The sequence below is a fragment of the Candidatus Epulonipiscium sp. genome, from assembly GCA_012519205.1.
In the GTDB taxonomy this organism is placed as follows: Bacteria; Bacillota; Clostridia; order Lachnospirales; family Defluviitaleaceae; genus JAAYQR01.
Window position 1 is genome coordinate 88,005 of the sequence record JAAYQR010000010.1, and the last position, 18,473, is coordinate 106,477.

Below are 18,473 nucleotides of genomic sequence, written 5' to 3' on the forward strand. Positions count from 1 at the left end.
GTGGATGGGCATATGAGAGAGAGTAAAAAAAAGGTAATAACAGAATTGTTAGAATGGTTTAAAGATATACTAATCGCAATGGTAGTCACTTTATTTATTGTGGTCTTTCTTTTTCAAAATACCCAAGTCATTGGGGATTCTATGGAGCCTACCCTCCAAGATGGAAATTCTGTTATCGTAAATAAATTCATTTATCGTTTTAAACCTCCACAATATGGAGATATTATTGCCTTTGAATATCAAATGGACCCCTCCCAATACTTTATCAAAAGGGTAATAGGAGTTCAGGGAGATACAATCGATATCAAGGCAGGAAGGGTATATCTAAACAATCAGGTCCTAGAAGAATTATATATACTAGAACCGATGAATGAATTCATAGACGGAAATATGCAGTTTCCTTTAGTCATCCCTAAGAATTATTGTTTTGTCATGGGGGATAATAGAAATATCAGCTTAGATAGCAGATATAAAGAAGTAGGATTAGTACCTTTAGGATCAATCAGTGGCAAAGCCTTTTTTAGAATGTGGCCCTTAGGTAAAATCGGGCACTTAAAATAGATACAGGAGTGAGGAAATGAACCAGGAAAGTAAATCCCACGATATTCTTAAAGAAGTTATCAGTTGGGGTAGTGATATTTTAATTGCAATCGTTATTGCATTATTTATTAGGCAATTTGTGTTAGCCCATACGGTGATTCCCACGGGCTCTATGATTCCCACCATCAAAATAGATGATCATGTTATCGTTAATAAGTTATCTTACTATTTTACAAATCCAGAAAGAGGAGATATCATTGTTTTTCATGATAAGATTGATCTCATAAAAAGAGTTATTGCCCTTCCTGGAGAAGAAATTGATTTGAGGGATGGCAAAGTATTAATCAACGGAGTACCTCTTGAAGAGGACTATTTAAATGAGCCTATGGATACAAGTATTTTAGGTACTATTGATTTTCCATATATAGTGCCGGAGGATTCATTTTTTGTCATGGGAGATAATAGGAATGTAAGCCAAGACAGCAGATTCACAGGGCCTGTCAGTAAGGACCAGATATTTGCCAAAGCAGGGCTTCGAATTTGGCCCTTAAACTCCTTTGGATTTCTCAAATAAATTATGAATGAGGAGAATGAAAACAATGAATATACAATGGTACCCCGGGCATATGTCCAAAACGAAAAGATTAATAGCCGATAACTTAAAATTAATCGATGTTGTTATAGAACTGGTTGATGCAAGAGTGCCATTTAGTAGTAAAAATCCGGATATTGACGAACTAGCTAAAAACAAGCCAAGAATTATTGTAATGAATAAAAGTGATTTAGCCGATGATAAAGCAACAAAGGAATGGATGGATTGGTTTAAGGAAAAAGGATATGGGGTAATACCGATTAATTCCATAAACGGCAAAGGCCTCCCGGAGGTGGATCGTTTGGCAAGAGCAATGCTAAAAGAAAAATTAGAAAATGATAAAAAAAGAGGAAGGATTTTTAGGCCCATCAGGGCAATGGTAGTCGGGATACCCAATGTAGGAAAATCTACCTTTATAAATAAATTAGTCGGAAGGGCTAGTACCAAAACGGGAGACCGCCCTGGCGTAACAAAAGGAAAACAATGGATTAAACTAAAAAAAGATTTCGAACTCCTAGATACCCCAGGTATCCTTTGGCCTAAATTTGAAGACATGGATGTAGGTATAAAATTAGCTTTTACAGGGGCTATAAAACAAGAAATATTAGATACCAAAACCCTATCCCTAGAACTTATCAAGTTTTTAACCAAGAGATTTCCAAGCACCCTAGAAAATAGATATAAAGTTACTGAATTAGACTTAAAACCCCCAATGGAAGTTCTTACAGAGATTGGAGAAAAAAGAGGCTTCTTAATTTCAGGAGGAGAAGTTGATTATAATAGGGCTTCTCAAATCATCCTTGATGAACTAAGGTCAGGGAAATTAGGAAATATTACTTTAGAAACCCCGATGGATACCACAGTTTAAAAGAGAAGAACAGGAGAATTCCATGGCTAAATTAAAATCAATTAAACAGATAGAGGACATACTAAAGGAAGTTTCTTATGAGGAACTTCCTAACATTTTAGAAAAAATAAGTGAAGATTCAAGAAAAGGTGTCCAAAATTTAATAAAAAGGTATGAAAATAAATATAAAAAGTATAAAATGGAACTAAGAAGGATTCAAGATTTAAATAAGTACGAGAAGACATTTTATTTAAAGGGTTATCAGGTTATAGCAGGAATCGATGAAGTAGGTAGGGGCCCCTTAGCAGGACCTGTTGTCGCCTGTGCTGTTATTCTTCCTCCTAAATTCAGCATATTAGGCATTAACGATTCGAAAAAGCTCTCCCCTACTAAAAGGGAGGAATTCTTCGATAAAATTAAGAAAGAAGCCCTAGCTGTAGGAATCGGCATTATGAGCCCTGAGACAATCGACTGCATTAATATTTTACAAGCAACCTATAAGGCTATGGAAGAGGCCATCAAAGGGCTTTCTACTTCCCCCCAGATACTATTAATAGACGGAAATAATAAAATCCCAAATATCTTAATCCCACAGCAAACAATAATCAAAGGGGATGAAAGAAGTATTTCCATTGCAGCTGCTAGTATTATAGCTAAAGTAACCAGAGATAGATTGATGGATGCCTATCATGAGCTTTATCCCCAGTATGGCTTTATTAAAAATAAGGGATATGGTACAAAAGAACATATAGATGCCATCAAGGCATATGGCTTATGTCCGATACATAGAAAGTCTTTTACTCAGAATATATAAGTTTTGGAGTGGTTTCTGATGAAAATAAACCAATATGGCGAATTATCTTCCCTTAGCAAACTCTTATCAAAAAATGAAAAGTCCTTTTCTAAATTACATCCTGGGGAAGTCTTTAGGGCCCAAATCATAGATATTATGCAGGGAAAACTATTGCTTCGATTAAATGATGGCACTGCCATGGAAGCAAAACTTCAAAATCAAATACTAGAAATGAAAATAGGGGAAACAATGTTTTTTAAGGTTCAAGTCCATTCCAATGAGCAAATTTTATTGGAGATGCTTACCAATCAAAATGAAAACCCAAAAATCGATATTATAATAGATGCCCTAGATGCTGCAAATCTTTTAGTCCATTCAGACAATATAACGATGGTCGAAAACCTTTTAGATAAGCACCTTCCCATTGACAGTAAGCACCTTCAAACCGTATCTTATCTTCTTAAGAGCAATCCTAACTTGTCCTTGGAACAATTGCTATTTCTAATGAATAACGATATGGAAATAAATCAAAAGAATATTTTTTTATTAAACGGGTATGTAGACCATACAATATCCTTACAAAAACAAGTTGAAAATCTAATTGATGATATCTATGATATCAAAGATAAAGATATCATAGAAGACATCTTAAACCATATAATGGAGATTCAACCAGAGGATAAAAAAGAAATTCCCTACAGACCTTATTGGGATTTAGAAAAAGAAAGGGAGAGTTTAAACCTTATAGCCAAAAATGCTAAACCCCTACCGGAAAATCAAGAAATGCCATCCTATCCTGTGGAAAATGACTTAGAAAATGGACTGAAATCAATGTTTTTCCAAGATAAAAAAGATAATTCTAAGAAATCTTTTATAGTTCAACCCAAAGCATTGCTAAATGAACTTAAAAATGATATTCATATACCGGTAGAGCAATTAAAAAACCCCCTTATCATAAAACAGAATCTCAACAAACTATACCAATACCTTCTCCAAATAGAAAACGCACTAAAAAAGAATCCAACCCCTGAAACTAGCAAAGCATCAAAAATCACAGAAGAAATAAAAAACAATCTGAAGTTCATGAATCACCTAAATAAATATGAATCTTTCATACAAATACCTATAAAGTTAAATCATTATAATACCCAAGCCGAATTGTATGTGTTTCAAAAAAATAAAAAGCTTAGGAAAAATGCAAATACCATATCTGCACTTATAGCCCTTGACTTAAATAGCCTAGGCCATTTGGAAGCCTTTGTTCAAAAAAATGACAAAGAACTATATTGTCAATTTAGATTGGAAAATATAGACTCGAAGGACCTAATAAAAAGCCATATGGGAGAACTGATTAGGACATTGTCCGACAAGGGGTATAAAGTAAAATCCATAACTTTTCAAGAAATAAAAGAACCTTTTAATCTATTGAAATTTTCTAGCAAAAACAATGAAACTCAAGAAGAACCTAAAAGATATTCTTTTGATATGAGGGTGTAAATATGAAAAACAATAAAAACAATAGAACTATTAAAAAGGCTGCGGCCATTAATTATGAAAAAGGAGCCTTAGCCCCTAAGGTTTTAGCTAAGGGGAAGGGGATTGTTGCCGAAAACATAATGGATAAAGCAAAGGAAAAAGATATTCCTATTTTAGAAGATCCCAAATTGGCCAATCTACTAACGGAGCTAGAAATAGGAGCCTTTATTCCGGCCGAATTATATGAGGTGGTGGCAGAAATTCTTGTTTTTGTTGGAAATATGGATCAATTACAGGAGAAAGCTAAATATGAAAAATAATAGAACTATCGGTGATTGGGGAGAAAGAATAGGCGCAGAATTTCTCCAAAGGCAAGGGCTTACGATAAAGGAAAAAAACTTTAGATGCAAAATAGGAGAAATTGATATTATTGCAGAAGAAGGAGGGTATTTGGTTTTTATAGAGGTAAAATATAGGCAGAACCTTTCCCATGGATACCCTAGAGAAGCAGTAAATTATTATAAACAAAAAACTATTTCAAAGGTTGCCCTATGGTATATGAAAAAATATAATCTTTGGAATCGTTCCTGCCGCTTTGATGTCTTAGAAATTCTAGGAAAATATCCAGATGTGAAAATAACTTTGATTCGAAATGCCTTTTTTGCCAGCTAAGATAGGAGGAAAAAAATGTATCAAAGCCGCACAAAGACTTTATCTTTTCATAAAAAAGGAGATTTATATTATTTGACCTTTCCTTCTTTTGATAAAACCCAAAAGGTTCGCCACTGCTTTAGTACCCGCTTAGGGGGAATAAGTAAGGGGATGTTTGATTCCCTTAATCTTGGTTTTAGCAGAGGGGATGAAGACAGTAATGTCATCAAAAATTATGAGATTTTATGTAATGCTATTGGGATAGATACAAAACGATTGGTTTTTTCGGATCAGATTCATGAAACAAAAATAAGGGTTGTTTCTCAAGAGGATTTAGAGCATCTTCCTCTAGAGATAGAAGGGATTGACGGCTTAGTAACTGATGCTAAACAGGTATCTTTAGTTACCTTATATGCGGATTGTGTTCCACTTTTTTTCTTAGACCCAGTGGCCAAAGTGATAGGGCTTTCCCATGCAGGATGGAGGGGAACCGTTGGAAAAATTGGCTTAGAAACCATAAGGGCTTTTAAAGAAAACTTCAATTCAAATCCAAAAGATATTTTAGTAGGTATTGGACCCTCCATAGGAAAATGTTGTTTTGAAGTAGATGAGCCTGTTGCGTATGAGTTTGACTTAGCCTTTAAGAATGCAGAAGGTATAATATACTCAAAACCCAATAATAAATATATCATTGACCTATGGGAAGCCAATAAAAAGGCATTAGTTGAAGGGGGAATACTAGAATCAAATATAACCGTGACTGATTTGTGCACCCAATGCAATAAGGATGTATTTTTTTCCCATAGGGGTCATAAAGGTAAAAGGGGTAGCTTAGCAGCTATTATCGAATTAATATAAATGCAATTGATAAAATTATTATTTTGGATATAATAAAAACATGCTGCATTTTAATAGATTTTGGACATAGGAGTTGTAGCCAAATTGGAAAAATATAAAGAACATAAAATAACTGAGGTTCTCCCCGGAGGCATAGGGGAAGAAGTAGGCATCGAAAAAGGAGATATACTTCTTGCAATTAATGGGCAAAGGATTGAAGATGTTTTTGATTACCGGTATCTTTTATCCGATGAAGAGGTTGTTGTACTTATTCGTAAAAGTTCCCAGGAAGAATGGGAATATGATATAGAAAAAGACATAAATGAGGATTTAGGCCTGATTTTTGAAAATGAACTGATGGATAAGTTAAAAGCTTGTAGGAACAAATGCGTATTTTGTTTTATTGACCAACTTCCACCCCATATGAGAAAGGCGGTTTATTTTAAAGACGATGACTGGAGAATGTCCTTTTTAAATGGTAACTATATTACATTAACCAATATGAGTGATAGGGATATTGAGAGACTTATATATTATCGCCTATCTCCTATGAATATTTCCGTTCATGCAACAGATTCTGAAGTAAGGAAAAAAATGCTAAATAATAAATTTGCCGGGGATATCCTTGAAAGAATTAAAGAAATAATCGATGCAAATATCGAAGTAAATTGCCAAGTTGTTCTTTGCAAGGGACTAAATGATGGTCGGGTTCTTGATAAGACCATAGGGGATTTAGGAAAATTTCTCCCAGCAATCAAAAGCACCTCCGTGGTCCCTGTGGGAATTTCAAAATTTCGCCATGAACTTTTTCCCCTAATTCCCTTTGAAAAAGAAGATGCAAAAGAGACTCTAGATATCATTCATAAATGGCAGGATTATTATAAAGAAAACTATGGCAACACATTTATTTATGCAGCCGACGAATTTTATTTAACTGCAGGAGTAAATGTACCCCCCATTGAAAAATACGAAGACTTCCCACAAATCGAAAATGGGGTGGGCATACTAGCTTTGATGGAAGCAGAATTTGAAGAATATTACAAGGAGCTTCCAGAAGAATTGCCTGATCCCATAGAAATTTCCATAGCTACAGGGGTGGCACCCTATCCATTTATTAATGGATTGGTAAATAAACTAAAAAATAAATACCCCAATCTTTCGGTGCATATTTATCCTATTATCAACTACTTTTTTGGGGATAAAATTACCGTAGCAGGACTTATGACAGGACGAGATATTTTAGAACAATTAAAAAACAAGGATTTAGGGGAGCGACTCTTGCTTCCTCAAAATACTTTTCGAGAAAATGACACCATACTATTAGATGATGTCTATGCCAATGACTTACAAGAACAGCTGGGGATTCCCATTGAGATTATCGGGACCTCCGGAAGGGAATTTATTAATGGAATACTGAATATAAAGGAGAATACCAATGAGTAAACCCATTGTAGCCATCGTAGGAAGGCCGAATGTAGGAAAATCCACACTTTTTAATCGCTTAGCGGGGGAAAGAATATCTATAGTTGAAGATACCCCGGGAGTAACAAGGGATAGGATATATGTAGAAGTTGAATGGCTTAGCCATAAGTTTACCCTAATTGATACAGGGGGTATCGAGCCCAATAGCGAAGATATTATCTTAAGCCAAATGAGAAGACAGGCAGAAATTGCCATAGAAACAGCCGATGTAATTATTTTTCTTGTAGATGTTAAGCAAGGTCTAACAGATTCAGACCATGAAATCGCTAATATGCTTAGGAAATCCCAAAAACCAGTAGTGGTTGTGGTTAATAAAGTCGACAATAACATTCAAGATAATATGGATATCTATGAATTTTATAATCTTGGGTTAAAAGATCCAATTCCAATATCCGCTGCCCAACCTTTAGGGTTAGGAGATATGTTAGATAGGGTGGTAGAATTTTTCCCTGAAAAAGAAATAGTGGATGTTGAAGAGGATGTTATTAAAGTTGCCATAATTGGTAAACCCAATGTAGGTAAATCTTCTCTTATTAATAAGATATTAGGAGAGGACAGGGTAATTGTCAGTGATATTCCTGGGACTACCAGAGATGCCATAGACACTCCCGTAACTATTGGGGAGGACCGATTTGTTTTTATTGACACCGCCGGAGTAAGAAGAAAAAATAAGATAAAAGAAGATATAGAAAGATACAGTATAGTAAGAACCGTTGCTGCCATTGAAAGAGCTGATGTTTCCATTCTACTTATAGATGCAGAAGAAGGAATAACCGAACAGGATACAAAGATTGCAGGCATAGCCCATGAAAGAGGAAAAGCTTCTATAGTAGTAGTAAATAAATGGGATAAAATTGAAAAAGACGATAAAACCATGAACAAATACCTAAGAGATATCGAATCTAGGTTAAGCTATATGTCCTATGCGCCAAAGCTCTTTATATCTGCCTTAACTGGCCAAAGGGTTCCTAGGCTCTTTGAAATGATTAAAACTGTATCACAAAACCACTCCCTTAGGGTTAGCACCGGACTTTTAAACGATATCTTGTATGAAGCGATGGCAATGAATCAGCCTCCATCGGACAAGGGAAAAAGATTAAAAATATATTATATGACTCAGGTAAGCGTAAAACCCCCTAGTTTTGTGGTCTTTGTCAATGACAAGGAACTTATGCATTTTTCCTATGAAAGATATATAGAAAATCAATTAAGAGATGCTTTTGGATTTAAGGGGACTCCCCTTCATTTTATGATTCGGGAAAAGCAGGGAAAGGAATAAGCGTATGTTTAGGATTGCATGTATAATTATTGGGTACCTTATAGGTTGTTTTCAAACTGCCTATATTTTAGGAAAATTAGTACAAAAAATCGATATAAGAAAATTTGGCAGTGGCAATGCCGGTACAACCAATGTCATAAGAGTTATGGGGTGGAAAGTAGGTATCATGACCTTTATAGGGGATTTTATAAAGGGAATTGTTGCTGTTCTTATATGTAAGCTTATTTTTCCTAACAATCCCGAGGCCCCTTTATATGGGGGGATTGCCGCAGTTATTGGCCACAATTGGCCTGTTTTTTTAAACTTCAAAGGGGGGAAGGGCATAGCCAGTACGGTTGGAATACTGCTAGCCTTTGATTATCGGATTGGCTTTATATGTATTGCAGTCATGATACTTATCTTATCCATAACCCGATTTGTATCTCTAGGCTCCGTCATAATGTCAGTTTCCATTCCTATTTTGCTTTTTATATTTTATAAAGGTAATACAGAAGTCATTTTATTAGGGTGTTTTTTAATGTTTTCGGCATTAATTCGGCATAAAACTAATATTAAACGACTCATTAAGGGCACAGAGACAAAGCTTGGTCAACACTCAAATAAAAAATCAGAGGAGGAATAAAATGAGAAAAATTGCTGTTATGGGGGCCGGGAGCTGGGGGACAGCTCTAGCCATATTGCTTTCTAAAAATGGGCAGGACGTCACTTTATGGTGCTTTCAAGAAGAAGAAAAAAAGCAGCTAGAGCGGACTAGGGAAAACTTAGCCTTTCTCCCAGGGATATTTATTCCCAATGATATAACCATAACCAACGATTACAAAGAAGCTTTAACCAATAAAGATATTATTGTTATAGCCATCCCCTCAAAGTTTATTCGCTCAAATATGGAAAGGTTTTCACCCTATTTGACTTCGGACCAAATCATAGTTAATGCTTCTAAGGGGGTAGAAAATGAAACCCTCCTCACCATGTCACAGGTTATCTCTGAGATTTCTCCTAAGAGCCCGGTGGCGGTTATACTAGGACCTAGCCATGCGGAGGAAGTGGCTAGGGATATCCCTACAGCCTGTGTGGTTTCATCTAGGTCAAAAAAGGTAGCTGAAATCGTTCAGGATACCTTTATGACTCCTAAATTTAGGGTTTACACCAATCCCGATTTAATAGGGGTTGAACTAGGAGGAGCCATCAAAAATGTCATTGCCCTAGCAGCAGGAATCGTTGATGGCTTAGGTTTCGGGGACAATACAAAGGCAGCACTTATGACAAGGGGAATGGTGGAAACTACAAGACTGGGGGTTGCCATGGGAGCAGATGTTCAAACTTTCAATGGCTTATCCGGCATAGGAGACTTAATAGTAACCTGTACCAGCATCCACAGCCGTAACCGTCGGGCAGGGGTACTCATAGGAAAAGGTAAGTCCCTAGATGAGGCCTTAACCGAGGTTCAGATGGTCGTAGAAGGGGTACATAGTGCAAAGGCAGCCTATGCCTTATCAAAAAAATATAATGTGGAGATGCCCATAATAAAAGAAATCTATAAAGTGCTTTTCGAAAATAAATCTCCCAAAGAAGCAGTAGTCAATCTTATGATGAGAGATAGGCGGGGGGAACATCAAACAGAAGATGTCCATTGGTCCCATACCGTATCCTGGAAAGATGAGTAAAAATACTCATCTTTTTTTTATAGCTTTCCATAGTGTTTTATATAAATAGGTTTAATTATTTGTAATAATACACTTTTAGAAACATATATTTATTGTGTACCCATACAATATTCAAACCTATTGAAGGAGGGTTAATATGGAAGGTTTCAATATTTATCAAGATATTTCTAAAAGGACGAACGGGGATATTTACATAGGGGTAGTAGGACCAGTTAGAACAGGAAAATCAACCTTCATCAAACGTTTTATGGACCTTCTTGTAATACCTAATATACCCAATAATTACAATAAAGAAAGGGCAAAAGATGAGCTGCCCCAAAGTGCCGCAGGCAAAACTATTATGACTACAGAGCCTAAATTTGTTCCAAATGAATCTGTAGCAATTACCTTAAATGATGAAGTTGAACTAAATGTTCGGATGATTGACTGTGTTGGATATATGGTTCCCGGGGCAACAGGGCATCTAGAAGGGGAAAATCCTCGAATGGTTAATACCCCTTGGTATGAGTATGAAATACCATTTATAGAAGCAGCAGAAATAGGAACCAAAAAAGTAATCAATGATCATTCGACCATAGGCATTGTTGTTACAACCGATGGCACCATAACAGATATTCAAAGAGCAGATTATGAAGAAGCAGAACAAAGGGTAATTAGTGAACTCAAAGCACTTAATAAACCCTTTGTAGTATTGTTAAATTCCGCAAAACCCTATGATGAGCTAGCTCAAGACTTAAACGAAGAATTATCGACCCGCTACAATGTTCCAGTTATTACCTGTAATTGCGCTCAGCTTAAAATGGACGATGTTAATAGAATTATGGAGAGTGTTTTATACGAATTTCCAATTCAAGAAATTCAATTTACATTCCCCAAATGGATTGAAACCCTAGATAAGGACCATTGGATGAAAAAGCAAATCATATCAGCAGTAAAAGAAACCATGGATCCCGTACACAATCTCAGGGAGCTCAAATACTCAGTAGAAGGTTTTAATAACTATGATTTTATCAAAAAGGCATATCAAGAAAAGATTAATCTAGGCAAAGGGATTGTTCGGATTGATTTAATGACTGCAGATGATTTATTCTATAGGGTATTATCTGAAACAACGGGTATGGAAATAGAGGGGGAACATCAACTGATTTCTCTTATTCGCAAATTGGCAGATACAAAGAGGGAATATGATAAGGTATCCTATGCCCTCCATGAAGTTAAACAAAAAGGCTACGGAGTGGTTACTCCCTTATTGGATGAACTTAAATTAGAAGAGCCGGAAATAGTAAAACAAGGAAATCGTTTTGGAGTTAAGCTAAGGGCCAGTGCACCATCTATCCACTTAATAAGGGCTGATATCGAAACGGAAGTATCCCCTATAGTAGGCACTGAAAAACAAAGTGAAGAGCTAGTTAACTATCTAATGAGTGAATTTGAAACTGATCCAAGAAAAATATGGGAATCCAATATCTTTGGCAAATCCCTTCATGAATTGGTGAATGAAGGCTTACAAAACAAATTGTATCGTATGCCGGAAGATGCCCAAATGAAATTGCAAGAAACCCTGCAAAAAATAATTAACGAAGGAAGCGGCGGCTTAATCTGTATTATTCTATAGTAAAAAAAGGTTATTTCTAGAATTTAATCTAGAAATAACCTTTTTTTGTACATGAAACTTGACAATAAAAAAGATTTGTTATACAATACAGGAAAAAATACACATATTTTAACTATAATATGTAAGCAGTTGATAAAATTAATAATGGGGAGAGATTATAGTGAAAGAAGAAATATTTATCCAATTTAATGGGCAGGAAATTTTACATACGGACTTGATTAAACAATTCAAAGAAATGTGGAAAGAAAAGTCTATGAGGGTAAAAGACATCAAATCCTTAAAGCTCTATTATAATGTTGATGAAGAGGCATGTTACTATGTCGTTAATGATAAAGAAACTGGATGCCTTGAATAATTTTAATAGAACACTCATTTATGAGTGTTTTTTACTTGTTTTTTATTATCGTATCCGTTATATTAAAAGTATTATCTTAATAAGTGTGGGGAGTTAGATGACGGAATTAAATTATGCTAAAAATAAAAAAAGAAAGAAAAAAAAGTCGAGAAAAAATAAAACGGCCTTAGGTGCTCTTTTATCCTTTTTTTTAATCACTTATTTAATGGCTTCGGGATTCATGTTAACCAGAAAAGTACCCCTATCCATTGAAGTGGTCCAAATGGGAACCATCAATAACAACATCCATTCAAAAGGGGTAATCATAAGGGATGAAATCCTAGTAAAAAGCCCAAGAGAGGGCAGTATCCAGTACCTTATGTATGAAGGGGAAAAAATCAAGCAACATACCCCCATATGCATTGTTGGTGACAATCCAGCCCTTAATAATCTTCAAAAAGATATAGACAAAGTTAATGATGACATTGTCAAACTACAAAATCAACGAAAAGACTTTTCAACTATACAAAAAGAAGTTCAAGAAATCAATTATCAAATTAGTGATTTGGTCAAGAAATCAAGAGACGCATATTCTAATAAAAACTATGTTCATCTATATTCTCTAAAAAGTGCCATAAAACTCGAAATAGAAAAAAAGCAAACCCTCTTATCGAAAGAAAATACATCTTCCCTACAGGGTTTAATTCTACAAAAAAAAGAATATGAAAATCAGATTTCCCAAAATTCCAATGTAGTCAAAGCCCCTAAGGGAGGCATCATTTCCTATTATACAGATGGATTAGAAGAGAAATTTACTATTGATAATTTAGATAAAATAACCGAAAAAGACATAGAAAAAACTATAGAGATTAAGGATATAAGTCAAAATCAGACTGCCAATAAAAATTCAGCCCTATTTAAAATTGTTGATAATTATGCCTGGTATATTGCCTCTAGTATTTCCAAGGAATCAGCCGAAGGTTGGGAAGAGGGGGATTTCTTTTGGCTTAAGTTTAATGGGGAGCCCCTAGAAATCAAAGTCAATATCCATCGTATTCAGCCTTTAGACAAGGATTTTATGATCATCTTTAAAAGCACGGAAAATATGCTACCCCTTATTTCTAAGAGAAATGTAGAATTTGAAATATTAAAAGACAATATCAAGGGAATTAAAATTCCCATCAATTCCATTGTCAAAAAAATATTTATCAAAATCCCTAAAATCTACCTACAACAATCTGGCAAGCAGCTTGTTGTCATCAAAAAGGGTTCCGAAAACGATGTCCTCATCCCCATTGAAGTTGCTTATGAGGATGAGGAAAACATATATGTATTACAGGATTTTTCCACCCTTAAATTGTATGAATCCCTAATTCTACCACAGGATGCCTCTAAAGAGCTAATATTAAAAGAAAATGAAGAAAAGGTCGGAGTATTTGTCGTAAATGGCGGCATTATAAGGTTTAAACCAATAAAAGTGCTGGTACAAAACAAGGAGTATGCAGTTGTAGAGCAGGATACACCCTCAGGTATACGATTGTATGATCAAGTTGTATCCAACGCAAAGAACGTTAGAGAAAACCAGTTGATTAATCAGTTTAATGTAATCGATAATAAGTAGCGGTAAGGAGTTTTGTTATGAGTTATATTAAGGATAATCTTGAAGAAATCAAAAATAGGATTGATAAAGCAGCAAGAAAAAGCGGAAGAATAGGTGAGGATATCACTTTAATTGCTGTAACAAAAACCATCGACATAGATAAAATTAATGAAGTTTTATCCTATGGAATCCATAATATCGGAGAAAGTAAGGCTCAGGAAATAATGACAAAATATGATTTTATTAAATCCAATACCCTGTGGCATCTCATAGGTCACCTACAAACAAATAAAATAAAATACTTAATTGATAAAATAGGCTTGATTCATTCTGTAGATAGTGAACGCTTGATTTTTAAAATTGACGACATGGCAAAAAAACATAGTAAGATAATGGATATCCTTCTCCAAATTAATATAGCAAGAGATGAAAAAAAATACGGCCTATTAGAGGAGGACATATACCCCTTAATAGATAAAATTAAGGATTTAAAAAATATACGGGTCAAAGGTCTTATGACTATAGTCCCATATGAGCAAAATCCTGAGGATAGCAGGGGGTATTTTAGTAAATTAAAGCAATTATCTGTTGACATTGCCAGTCAAAATATTGATAATATAAATATGGAAGTTCTTTCTATGGGCATGACCAATGACTATGAAATTGCCATAGAAGAAGGGGCAACTATGGTGAGGATTGGGACAGGCATATTCGGGGAAAGAAATTATAATATATAGGGGGCGTTAGAATGGCAAAGTTTTTAGATAAGATGATGGATGTTATGGGATTTGGCGCTGGAATCGAGGATGAATACGAAGAAGAAATAAATGAAATAGAAGAAAAAACCGAAATTCCACAAATTAGAAGTTTGCGTCAAGGATTTAAAGGGAATTCTAAGATAGTTAATATTCACACCAACATTCAGATGGAAGTTATTATAACAAATCCAGAAACTTATGATGAAGCTCAAGAAATATGCGATCATATTAAACTAAAAAAACCCGTAATCATTAATTTAGAAGAAATGGATAACCGCACAGCACAAAGAGTTATGGATTTCTTAAGTGGTGCATGTTATGCCCTTGATGGAGAAGTTCAAAGGGTTTCTAATAATATATTTATCATTGCTCCGGAAAATGTTGATATTGCAGGAAGTTTTAAAGAAGAGTTAAAAACCAAGGGAATTATTCTACCTTGGATGAGTGCAGCAAAATAATGGAGGCTTCTTATGATTTTAGGTGTGGTTTTATATAAGGCAGTATCGATTTTTTTTAATTTACTTAACCTATTAATTTTTGCTCGAGTTTTTTTATCTTGGTTTCCTATTAATAGGGATAATCCTTTCATAATCCTGATATACAAATTAACAGAACCTATTTTACTGCCCGCTAGGAAGCTTATGGAAAAATCTGTTTTTGGCGGTAGGGGACTTATGATTGATTTTTCGCCGCTTATTTCGTTATTGGCTTTAGAATTTATAAGAAAAATACTAATTTATTTTATTTATACTTATCTTTATATCCGATGAAAGGATTAAAATGATTAATAAAGAAACCTATCTGGCTCGATTTAAGGATGCCAAAGAAAAGCTTATGGCAAGCAAAATATTAGATAAAGTGAATATTTGTTTAAGAGATCATACCAATACTTTTACTGATTTTATTAATATGTATTCGGTGGGAAAGTACTTGGACATGGTAAGCCCTATATTAGGACTCTCTGTCCATTCTTTTGGAGGATACATGGATAGCGAAAGGAAAATCATAGGGTTTTGCCCGCAGTATCGCATTCTAGAAGAGACGGACTTCCCAATTTTACCAATGGAAATAACCCTTAAGACCTTTAATAACGAATCAATATCCCATAGGGATTATTTGGGTTCAATCTTAGGTCTTGGGATTGATAGGAGCAAAGTGGGGGACATATTGACCCTTGGACAAGGGGCCATCGTATTTGTTTGCCCCGATATTGCTTTTTATATACTTAACAATTTACTTAAAGTTAAAAACTCAAAGGCCCAGGTTCGTGAAATCACCCTCGAGGAGGTTACTTTGCCAGAACCAAAGATAAAAGAGATATCCTCTACGGTTTCGTCCTTAAGGGCCGATAACGTTTTAAGTTCGGGTTTTCAATTATCAAGGAGTAAAGCAGTAGAATTAATAAAAACCGATAAATCCTTAATCAATGGAACCATAGCCAATCCTTCTTCTAGCGTTAAAGAAGGAGATTTTTTAACCCTTAGGGGACTTGGAAGGATTCAATTGGTTAAAATAAAAGGAAAAACTAAAAAAGATAGAATTAGTATTGTCATACATCGGTATATATAAGGGGGAACTAGATATGCTTACACCATTAGACATTGAATCACAGGAATTTAAGAGAAGGCCTTACGGCTACTCTGTTGAAGAGGTGGACAAGTTTTTAGATGAAATCATTCAATCTTATGAAGTTGTTTACAAGGAAAATATCGAATTAAGAGATAAAATATCTATGTTAAATGAAGGGATACAATATTATAAGACTTTAGAAAAAACCCTTCAAAGCACCTTGGTATTGGCTGAAAAAACCGCAGAAGAAATAAAATCAACGGCATATCAAAAAGGGGAACAAATTAAAAGAGAAGCTGAAAATAGGTCCGGCGAGATATTAGAAGAAGCCCACCAAAAGCTTTTTAATATGAATCAAGAAATAGAAAGATTAAGAAAGTTATATGTTTCAGCTAAGATACAAATTAAGCAAACCCTACTGACCCAATTAGAACTTCTAGAACAATCTGCACTTTCCAAGGAAAATGAAACCTTTGAAGAAAAAACCGTAAGAAAACAAACCAGAAATCTCCATAACAGGGAGCAAAGCACCTTGAGAAATGAGGATGCTCTATGAATCAAATAATTGTCAATACACCTTCAGCAACCTACCCCATATATTTTTCACAGAGTTTTCCGGGTATTTTAACCGCTTTGGATAAACATGGTTTATCAAATAAAAAGATATGCATTATCACCGATGATAATGTGGATGCCCTCTATGGGCAAGAATTATTAGACCTTATAAAGACCCAATTTAAAGAAGTGTATAAGTTTACTTTTCCAGCGGGGGAAGATAGTAAAAATCTACAGACCGTTCAAGAAACTTATCAGTTCTTTGTTAAAAATCATATGGATAGGAATTCCCTAGTCTTAGCCCTAGGGGGAGGAGTCACTGGGGATATGGCAGGATTTGCCGCAGCTACTTATATGAGGGGCATACCCTTTATCCAAATTCCTACCACCCTTCTTTCTCAAGTAGACAGTAGTGTAGGGGGAAAAGTAGGGGTTGATTTTCTTCAAAATAAAAATATGATAGGAGCATTCTATCAACCGGTCTTTGTATACATTAATTTGAATACCCTAAGGACACTACCAAAAAATCAATTGTCCTCTGGAATGGGGGAAGTTATTAAACATGGACTGATACTGGATAGGGATTATTTTTCATTTATCGAGGATTCTTCCCATTTGATTTTTAATTTAGACAAGACTGCTTTAGAAAGCATTATAAAAAGATCCTGTCAGTTAAAAGCAGGAGTTGTTTCGCAGGATGAAAAGGAATCGGGGTTAAGAGAAATTTTAAACTTCGGTCATACCATCGGCCATTCCATAGAAACCCTTCTTAATTTTAAACTTCTTCATGGGGAATGCGTTTCCATAGGAATCGTTGGGGCAGCATATATATCCTATAAAAAGAATCTTATAACCAAGGATGCCTTAGATAGGATAGAAAGGACCCTAAAATGCTATGATTTGCCAACTAGAATTGATTGCCTTAATCCAGAAGATATTTACAATCAAATGCTTTTGGATAAAAAAACAAAAAACAATATCATCCATTTTGTTCTCTTATCACCCCTTGGACAGGCCATAAGAACAGGAGATTTAACCTCAGATTTAATAAAAGCAGCGATTTCTTATATACAAAAGACGTGCATTTAGGGCATGTCTTTTTTTGAAAATTTGTGCCTCTAGTTTCCATTATGCTTTTTTAACCTTTGGGAAAGCTATATAATAAGTACAACAATTTGACTAAATGGAGGACATAATATGACTAACCAACAAATTAATGAACTAAGAAATAGCTTGCTCAGTGAAAAAAAAGAAGCCCAGGAAGAATTAAATAGGATGGAGGAATATGGGCCGCAGGGTTCACTACTTGAATGGACTGATGAAATATCATCTTACGATAATCATCCCGCAGATATAGGCAGCGAAACCTTTGAAATGGAAAAACTAATGGCACTTAATGTTGGACAGCGAAAGTATCTAGAAAATATCAACGATGCCCTTAAAAAAATAGAAAACAACAATTATGGAGTTTGTGAAACCTGTTCTAAAGAAATAGCTTATGAAAGGTTAAAGGCAATCCCCTATGCCAAGGAATGTATATCCTGCGCCAAAGAACATCAAATCAATCCGGATGATTTTGATGGGGATCGCCCGGTGGAAGAGGAAGTAATAGGACCTGTGTTTAATAGGAACTTTATGAAAGAGGAAGAAGGAGATATAAACCATGGGGCGGAAATTTATAGACAATTAGAATCCTATGGTTCTGCCGATAATATGCAGGATTTGGGATGGGGCATAAAAGATTATGACGAAATCAATAATCTATACGATATGCCCTTAGACACAGTGGATGAAGTGGATTTATTATCCAATCAGGATAGGAAAAACTCCATAGAGTAGTTCTTTACACATATAGAGATGAGTGGTATAATTTTTTTGGTT

22 protein-coding genes are annotated in these 18,473 nt (G+C 35.1%); all 22 read left to right on the top strand.

Going from position 1 to position 18,473, the window contains the following annotated elements; genetic code table 11:
• Window positions 1-12: 12 nt before the first annotated feature.
• The 22 genes from lepB (GX308_02620) (at window position 13) to GX308_02725 (ending at window position 18,431) form a co-directional block, all read left to right on the top strand.
• Window positions 13-561 carry a signal peptidase I gene (gene lepB / locus GX308_02620; GenBank protein NLK20989.1) on the top strand — a complete coding sequence of 183 codons (549 nt, stop codon included), beginning with the start codon at window positions 13-15 and terminating at the stop codon, window positions 559-561.
• A 16-nt stretch (window positions 562-577) separates the two neighbouring features.
• Window positions 578-1,114 (top strand): signal peptidase I, encoded by a 537-nt coding sequence (lepB, locus tag GX308_02625; protein ID NLK20990.1) that lies wholly within the window; start codon window positions 578-580, stop codon window positions 1,112-1,114.
• Window positions 1,115-1,139: 25 nt separating this feature from the next.
• Window positions 1,140-2,000: a ribosome biogenesis GTPase YlqF gene (ylqF, locus tag GX308_02630; protein ID NLK20991.1), complete on the top strand. Its 861-nt coding sequence runs from the start codon at window positions 1,140-1,142 to the stop codon at window positions 1,998-2,000.
• A 22-nt stretch (window positions 2,001-2,022) separates the two neighbouring features.
• Window positions 2,023-2,793 (top strand): ribonuclease HII, encoded by a 771-nt coding sequence (locus tag GX308_02635; GenBank protein NLK20992.1) that lies wholly within the window; start codon window positions 2,023-2,025, stop codon window positions 2,791-2,793.
• 18 nt (window positions 2,794-2,811) lie between these two features.
• Window positions 2,812-4,269 carry a flagellar hook-length control protein FliK gene (locus tag GX308_02640; GenBank protein NLK20993.1) on the top strand — a complete coding sequence of 486 codons (1,458 nt, stop codon included), beginning with the start codon at window positions 2,812-2,814 and terminating at the stop codon, window positions 4,267-4,269.
• Window positions 4,270-4,271: 2 nt separating this feature from the next.
• Window positions 4,272-4,568 (top strand): hypothetical protein, encoded by a 297-nt coding sequence (locus GX308_02645; GenBank protein ID NLK20994.1) that lies wholly within the window; start codon window positions 4,272-4,274, stop codon window positions 4,566-4,568.
• Entirely contained in the window at window positions 4,558-4,920 is a 363-nt protein-coding gene (locus GX308_02650) for a YraN family protein (GenBank protein NLK20995.1), read from the top strand. The genes GX308_02645 and GX308_02650 overlap by 11 nt, the downstream gene beginning before the upstream one ends.
• Window positions 4,921-4,935: 15 nt before the next feature.
• Window positions 4,936-5,757 (top strand): peptidoglycan editing factor PgeF, encoded by an 822-nt coding sequence (gene pgeF, locus GX308_02655; protein NLK20996.1) that lies wholly within the window; start codon window positions 4,936-4,938, stop codon window positions 5,755-5,757.
• Window positions 5,758-5,841: 84 nt separating this feature from the next.
• Complete coding sequence (locus tag GX308_02660; GenBank protein ID NLK20997.1) at window positions 5,842-7,179, top strand: DUF512 domain-containing protein; 1,338 nt, start codon at window positions 5,842-5,844, stop codon at window positions 7,177-7,179.
• On the top strand, window positions 7,172-8,497 hold the full coding sequence (locus tag GX308_02665; protein ID NLK20998.1) for a ribosome biogenesis GTPase Der: 1,326 nt from the start codon (window positions 7,172-7,174) through the stop codon (window positions 8,495-8,497). The genes GX308_02660 and GX308_02665 overlap by 8 nt, the downstream gene beginning before the upstream one ends.
• Window positions 8,498-8,501: 4 nt before the next feature.
• A complete protein-coding gene (gene plsY, locus GX308_02670) occupies window positions 8,502-9,119 on the top strand; it encodes a glycerol-3-phosphate 1-O-acyltransferase PlsY (GenBank protein NLK20999.1) in 618 nt (205 codons plus the stop codon).
• Between the two features lies 1 nt (window position 9,120).
• Window positions 9,121-10,161: an NAD(P)H-dependent glycerol-3-phosphate dehydrogenase gene (locus GX308_02675; GenBank protein ID NLK21000.1), complete on the top strand. Its 1,041-nt coding sequence runs from the start codon at window positions 9,121-9,123 to the stop codon at window positions 10,159-10,161.
• A gap of 136 nt (window positions 10,162-10,297) precedes the next feature.
• On the top strand, window positions 10,298-11,776 hold the full coding sequence (gene spoIVA, locus GX308_02680) for a stage IV sporulation protein A (GenBank protein ID NLK21001.1): 1,479 nt from the start codon (window positions 10,298-10,300) through the stop codon (window positions 11,774-11,776).
• A 160-nt stretch (window positions 11,777-11,936) separates the two neighbouring features.
• Entirely contained in the window at window positions 11,937-12,131 is a 195-nt protein-coding gene (locus GX308_02685) for a hypothetical protein (GenBank protein NLK21002.1), read from the top strand.
• Window positions 12,132-12,228: 97 nt separating this feature from the next.
• Window positions 12,229-13,731, top strand: a complete 1,503-nt coding sequence (locus tag GX308_02690; GenBank protein NLK21003.1) for a hypothetical protein — start codon at window positions 12,229-12,231, stop codon at window positions 13,729-13,731.
• Between the two features lie 17 nt (window positions 13,732-13,748).
• Window positions 13,749-14,447, top strand: a complete 699-nt coding sequence (locus GX308_02695; GenBank protein ID NLK21004.1) for a YggS family pyridoxal phosphate-dependent enzyme — start codon at window positions 13,749-13,751, stop codon at window positions 14,445-14,447.
• Between the two features lie 11 nt (window positions 14,448-14,458).
• Window positions 14,459-14,926: a cell division protein SepF gene (locus GX308_02700; GenBank protein NLK21005.1), complete on the top strand. Its 468-nt coding sequence runs from the start codon at window positions 14,459-14,461 to the stop codon at window positions 14,924-14,926.
• Between the two features lie 12 nt (window positions 14,927-14,938).
• The gene (locus tag GX308_02705) at window positions 14,939-15,238 is read left to right on the top strand and encodes a YggT family protein (GenBank protein NLK21006.1); all 300 of its coding nucleotides are present in this window, start codon (window positions 14,939-14,941) and stop codon (window positions 15,236-15,238) included.
• A 10-nt stretch (window positions 15,239-15,248) separates the two neighbouring features.
• Complete coding sequence (locus GX308_02710; protein ID NLK21007.1) at window positions 15,249-16,037, top strand: RNA-binding protein; 789 nt, start codon at window positions 15,249-15,251, stop codon at window positions 16,035-16,037.
• Between the two features lie 13 nt (window positions 16,038-16,050).
• Window positions 16,051-16,593, top strand: a complete 543-nt coding sequence (locus GX308_02715; GenBank protein ID NLK21008.1) for a DivIVA domain-containing protein — start codon at window positions 16,051-16,053, stop codon at window positions 16,591-16,593.
• A complete protein-coding gene (aroB, locus tag GX308_02720) occupies window positions 16,590-17,681 on the top strand; it encodes a 3-dehydroquinate synthase (GenBank protein ID NLK21009.1) in 1,092 nt (363 codons plus the stop codon). The genes GX308_02715 and aroB overlap by 4 nt, the downstream gene beginning before the upstream one ends.
• A 108-nt stretch (window positions 17,682-17,789) precedes the next feature.
• Window positions 17,790-18,431 carry a hypothetical protein gene (locus tag GX308_02725; protein NLK21010.1) on the top strand — a complete coding sequence of 214 codons (642 nt, stop codon included), beginning with the start codon at window positions 17,790-17,792 and terminating at the stop codon, window positions 18,429-18,431.
• Window positions 18,432-18,473: the final 42 nt, after the last annotated feature.

What these genes read in the sequence shown, in the direction of transcription:
- aroB (NLK21009.1), top strand. Translation starts at nt 16,590, where the DNA reads ATGAATCAAATAATTGTCAATACACCTTCAGCAACCTACCCCATATAT.
- spoIVA (NLK21001.1), top strand. Translation starts at nt 10,298, where the DNA reads ATGGAAGGTTTCAATATTTATCAAGATATTTCTAAAAGGACGAACGGG.
- GX308_02665 (NLK20998.1), top strand. Translation starts at nt 7,172, where the DNA reads ATGAGTAAACCCATTGTAGCCATCGTAGGAAGGCCGAATGTAGGAAAA.
- ylqF (NLK20991.1), top strand. Translation starts at nt 1,140, where the DNA reads ATGAATATACAATGGTACCCCGGGCATATGTCCAAAACGAAAAGATTA.
- GX308_02700 (NLK21005.1), top strand. Translation starts at nt 14,459, where the DNA reads ATGGCAAAGTTTTTAGATAAGATGATGGATGTTATGGGATTTGGCGCT.
- GX308_02675 (NLK21000.1), top strand. Translation starts at nt 9,121, where the DNA reads ATGAGAAAAATTGCTGTTATGGGGGCCGGGAGCTGGGGGACAGCTCTA.
- GX308_02635 (NLK20992.1), top strand. Translation starts at nt 2,023, where the DNA reads ATGGCTAAATTAAAATCAATTAAACAGATAGAGGACATACTAAAGGAA.
- GX308_02725 (NLK21010.1), top strand. Translation starts at nt 17,790, where the DNA reads ATGACTAACCAACAAATTAATGAACTAAGAAATAGCTTGCTCAGTGAA.
- GX308_02645 (NLK20994.1), top strand. Translation starts at nt 4,272, where the DNA reads ATGAAAAACAATAAAAACAATAGAACTATTAAAAAGGCTGCGGCCATT.
- GX308_02715 (NLK21008.1), top strand. Translation starts at nt 16,051, where the DNA reads ATGCTTACACCATTAGACATTGAATCACAGGAATTTAAGAGAAGGCCT.
- GX308_02695 (NLK21004.1), top strand. Translation starts at nt 13,749, where the DNA reads ATGAGTTATATTAAGGATAATCTTGAAGAAATCAAAAATAGGATTGAT.
- GX308_02650 (NLK20995.1), top strand. Translation starts at nt 4,558, where the DNA reads ATGAAAAATAATAGAACTATCGGTGATTGGGGAGAAAGAATAGGCGCA.
- plsY (NLK20999.1), top strand. Translation starts at nt 8,502, where the DNA reads ATGTTTAGGATTGCATGTATAATTATTGGGTACCTTATAGGTTGTTTT.
- GX308_02705 (NLK21006.1), top strand. Translation starts at nt 14,939, where the DNA reads ATGATTTTAGGTGTGGTTTTATATAAGGCAGTATCGATTTTTTTTAAT.
- lepB (NLK20989.1), top strand. Translation starts at nt 13, where the DNA reads ATGAGAGAGAGTAAAAAAAAGGTAATAACAGAATTGTTAGAATGGTTT.
- GX308_02690 (NLK21003.1), top strand. Translation starts at nt 12,229, where the DNA reads ATGACGGAATTAAATTATGCTAAAAATAAAAAAAGAAAGAAAAAAAAG.
- GX308_02710 (NLK21007.1), top strand. Translation starts at nt 15,249, where the DNA reads ATGATTAATAAAGAAACCTATCTGGCTCGATTTAAGGATGCCAAAGAA.
- GX308_02640 (NLK20993.1), top strand. Translation starts at nt 2,812, where the DNA reads ATGAAAATAAACCAATATGGCGAATTATCTTCCCTTAGCAAACTCTTA.
- lepB (NLK20990.1), top strand. Translation starts at nt 578, where the DNA reads ATGAACCAGGAAAGTAAATCCCACGATATTCTTAAAGAAGTTATCAGT.
- pgeF (NLK20996.1), top strand. Translation starts at nt 4,936, where the DNA reads ATGTATCAAAGCCGCACAAAGACTTTATCTTTTCATAAAAAAGGAGAT.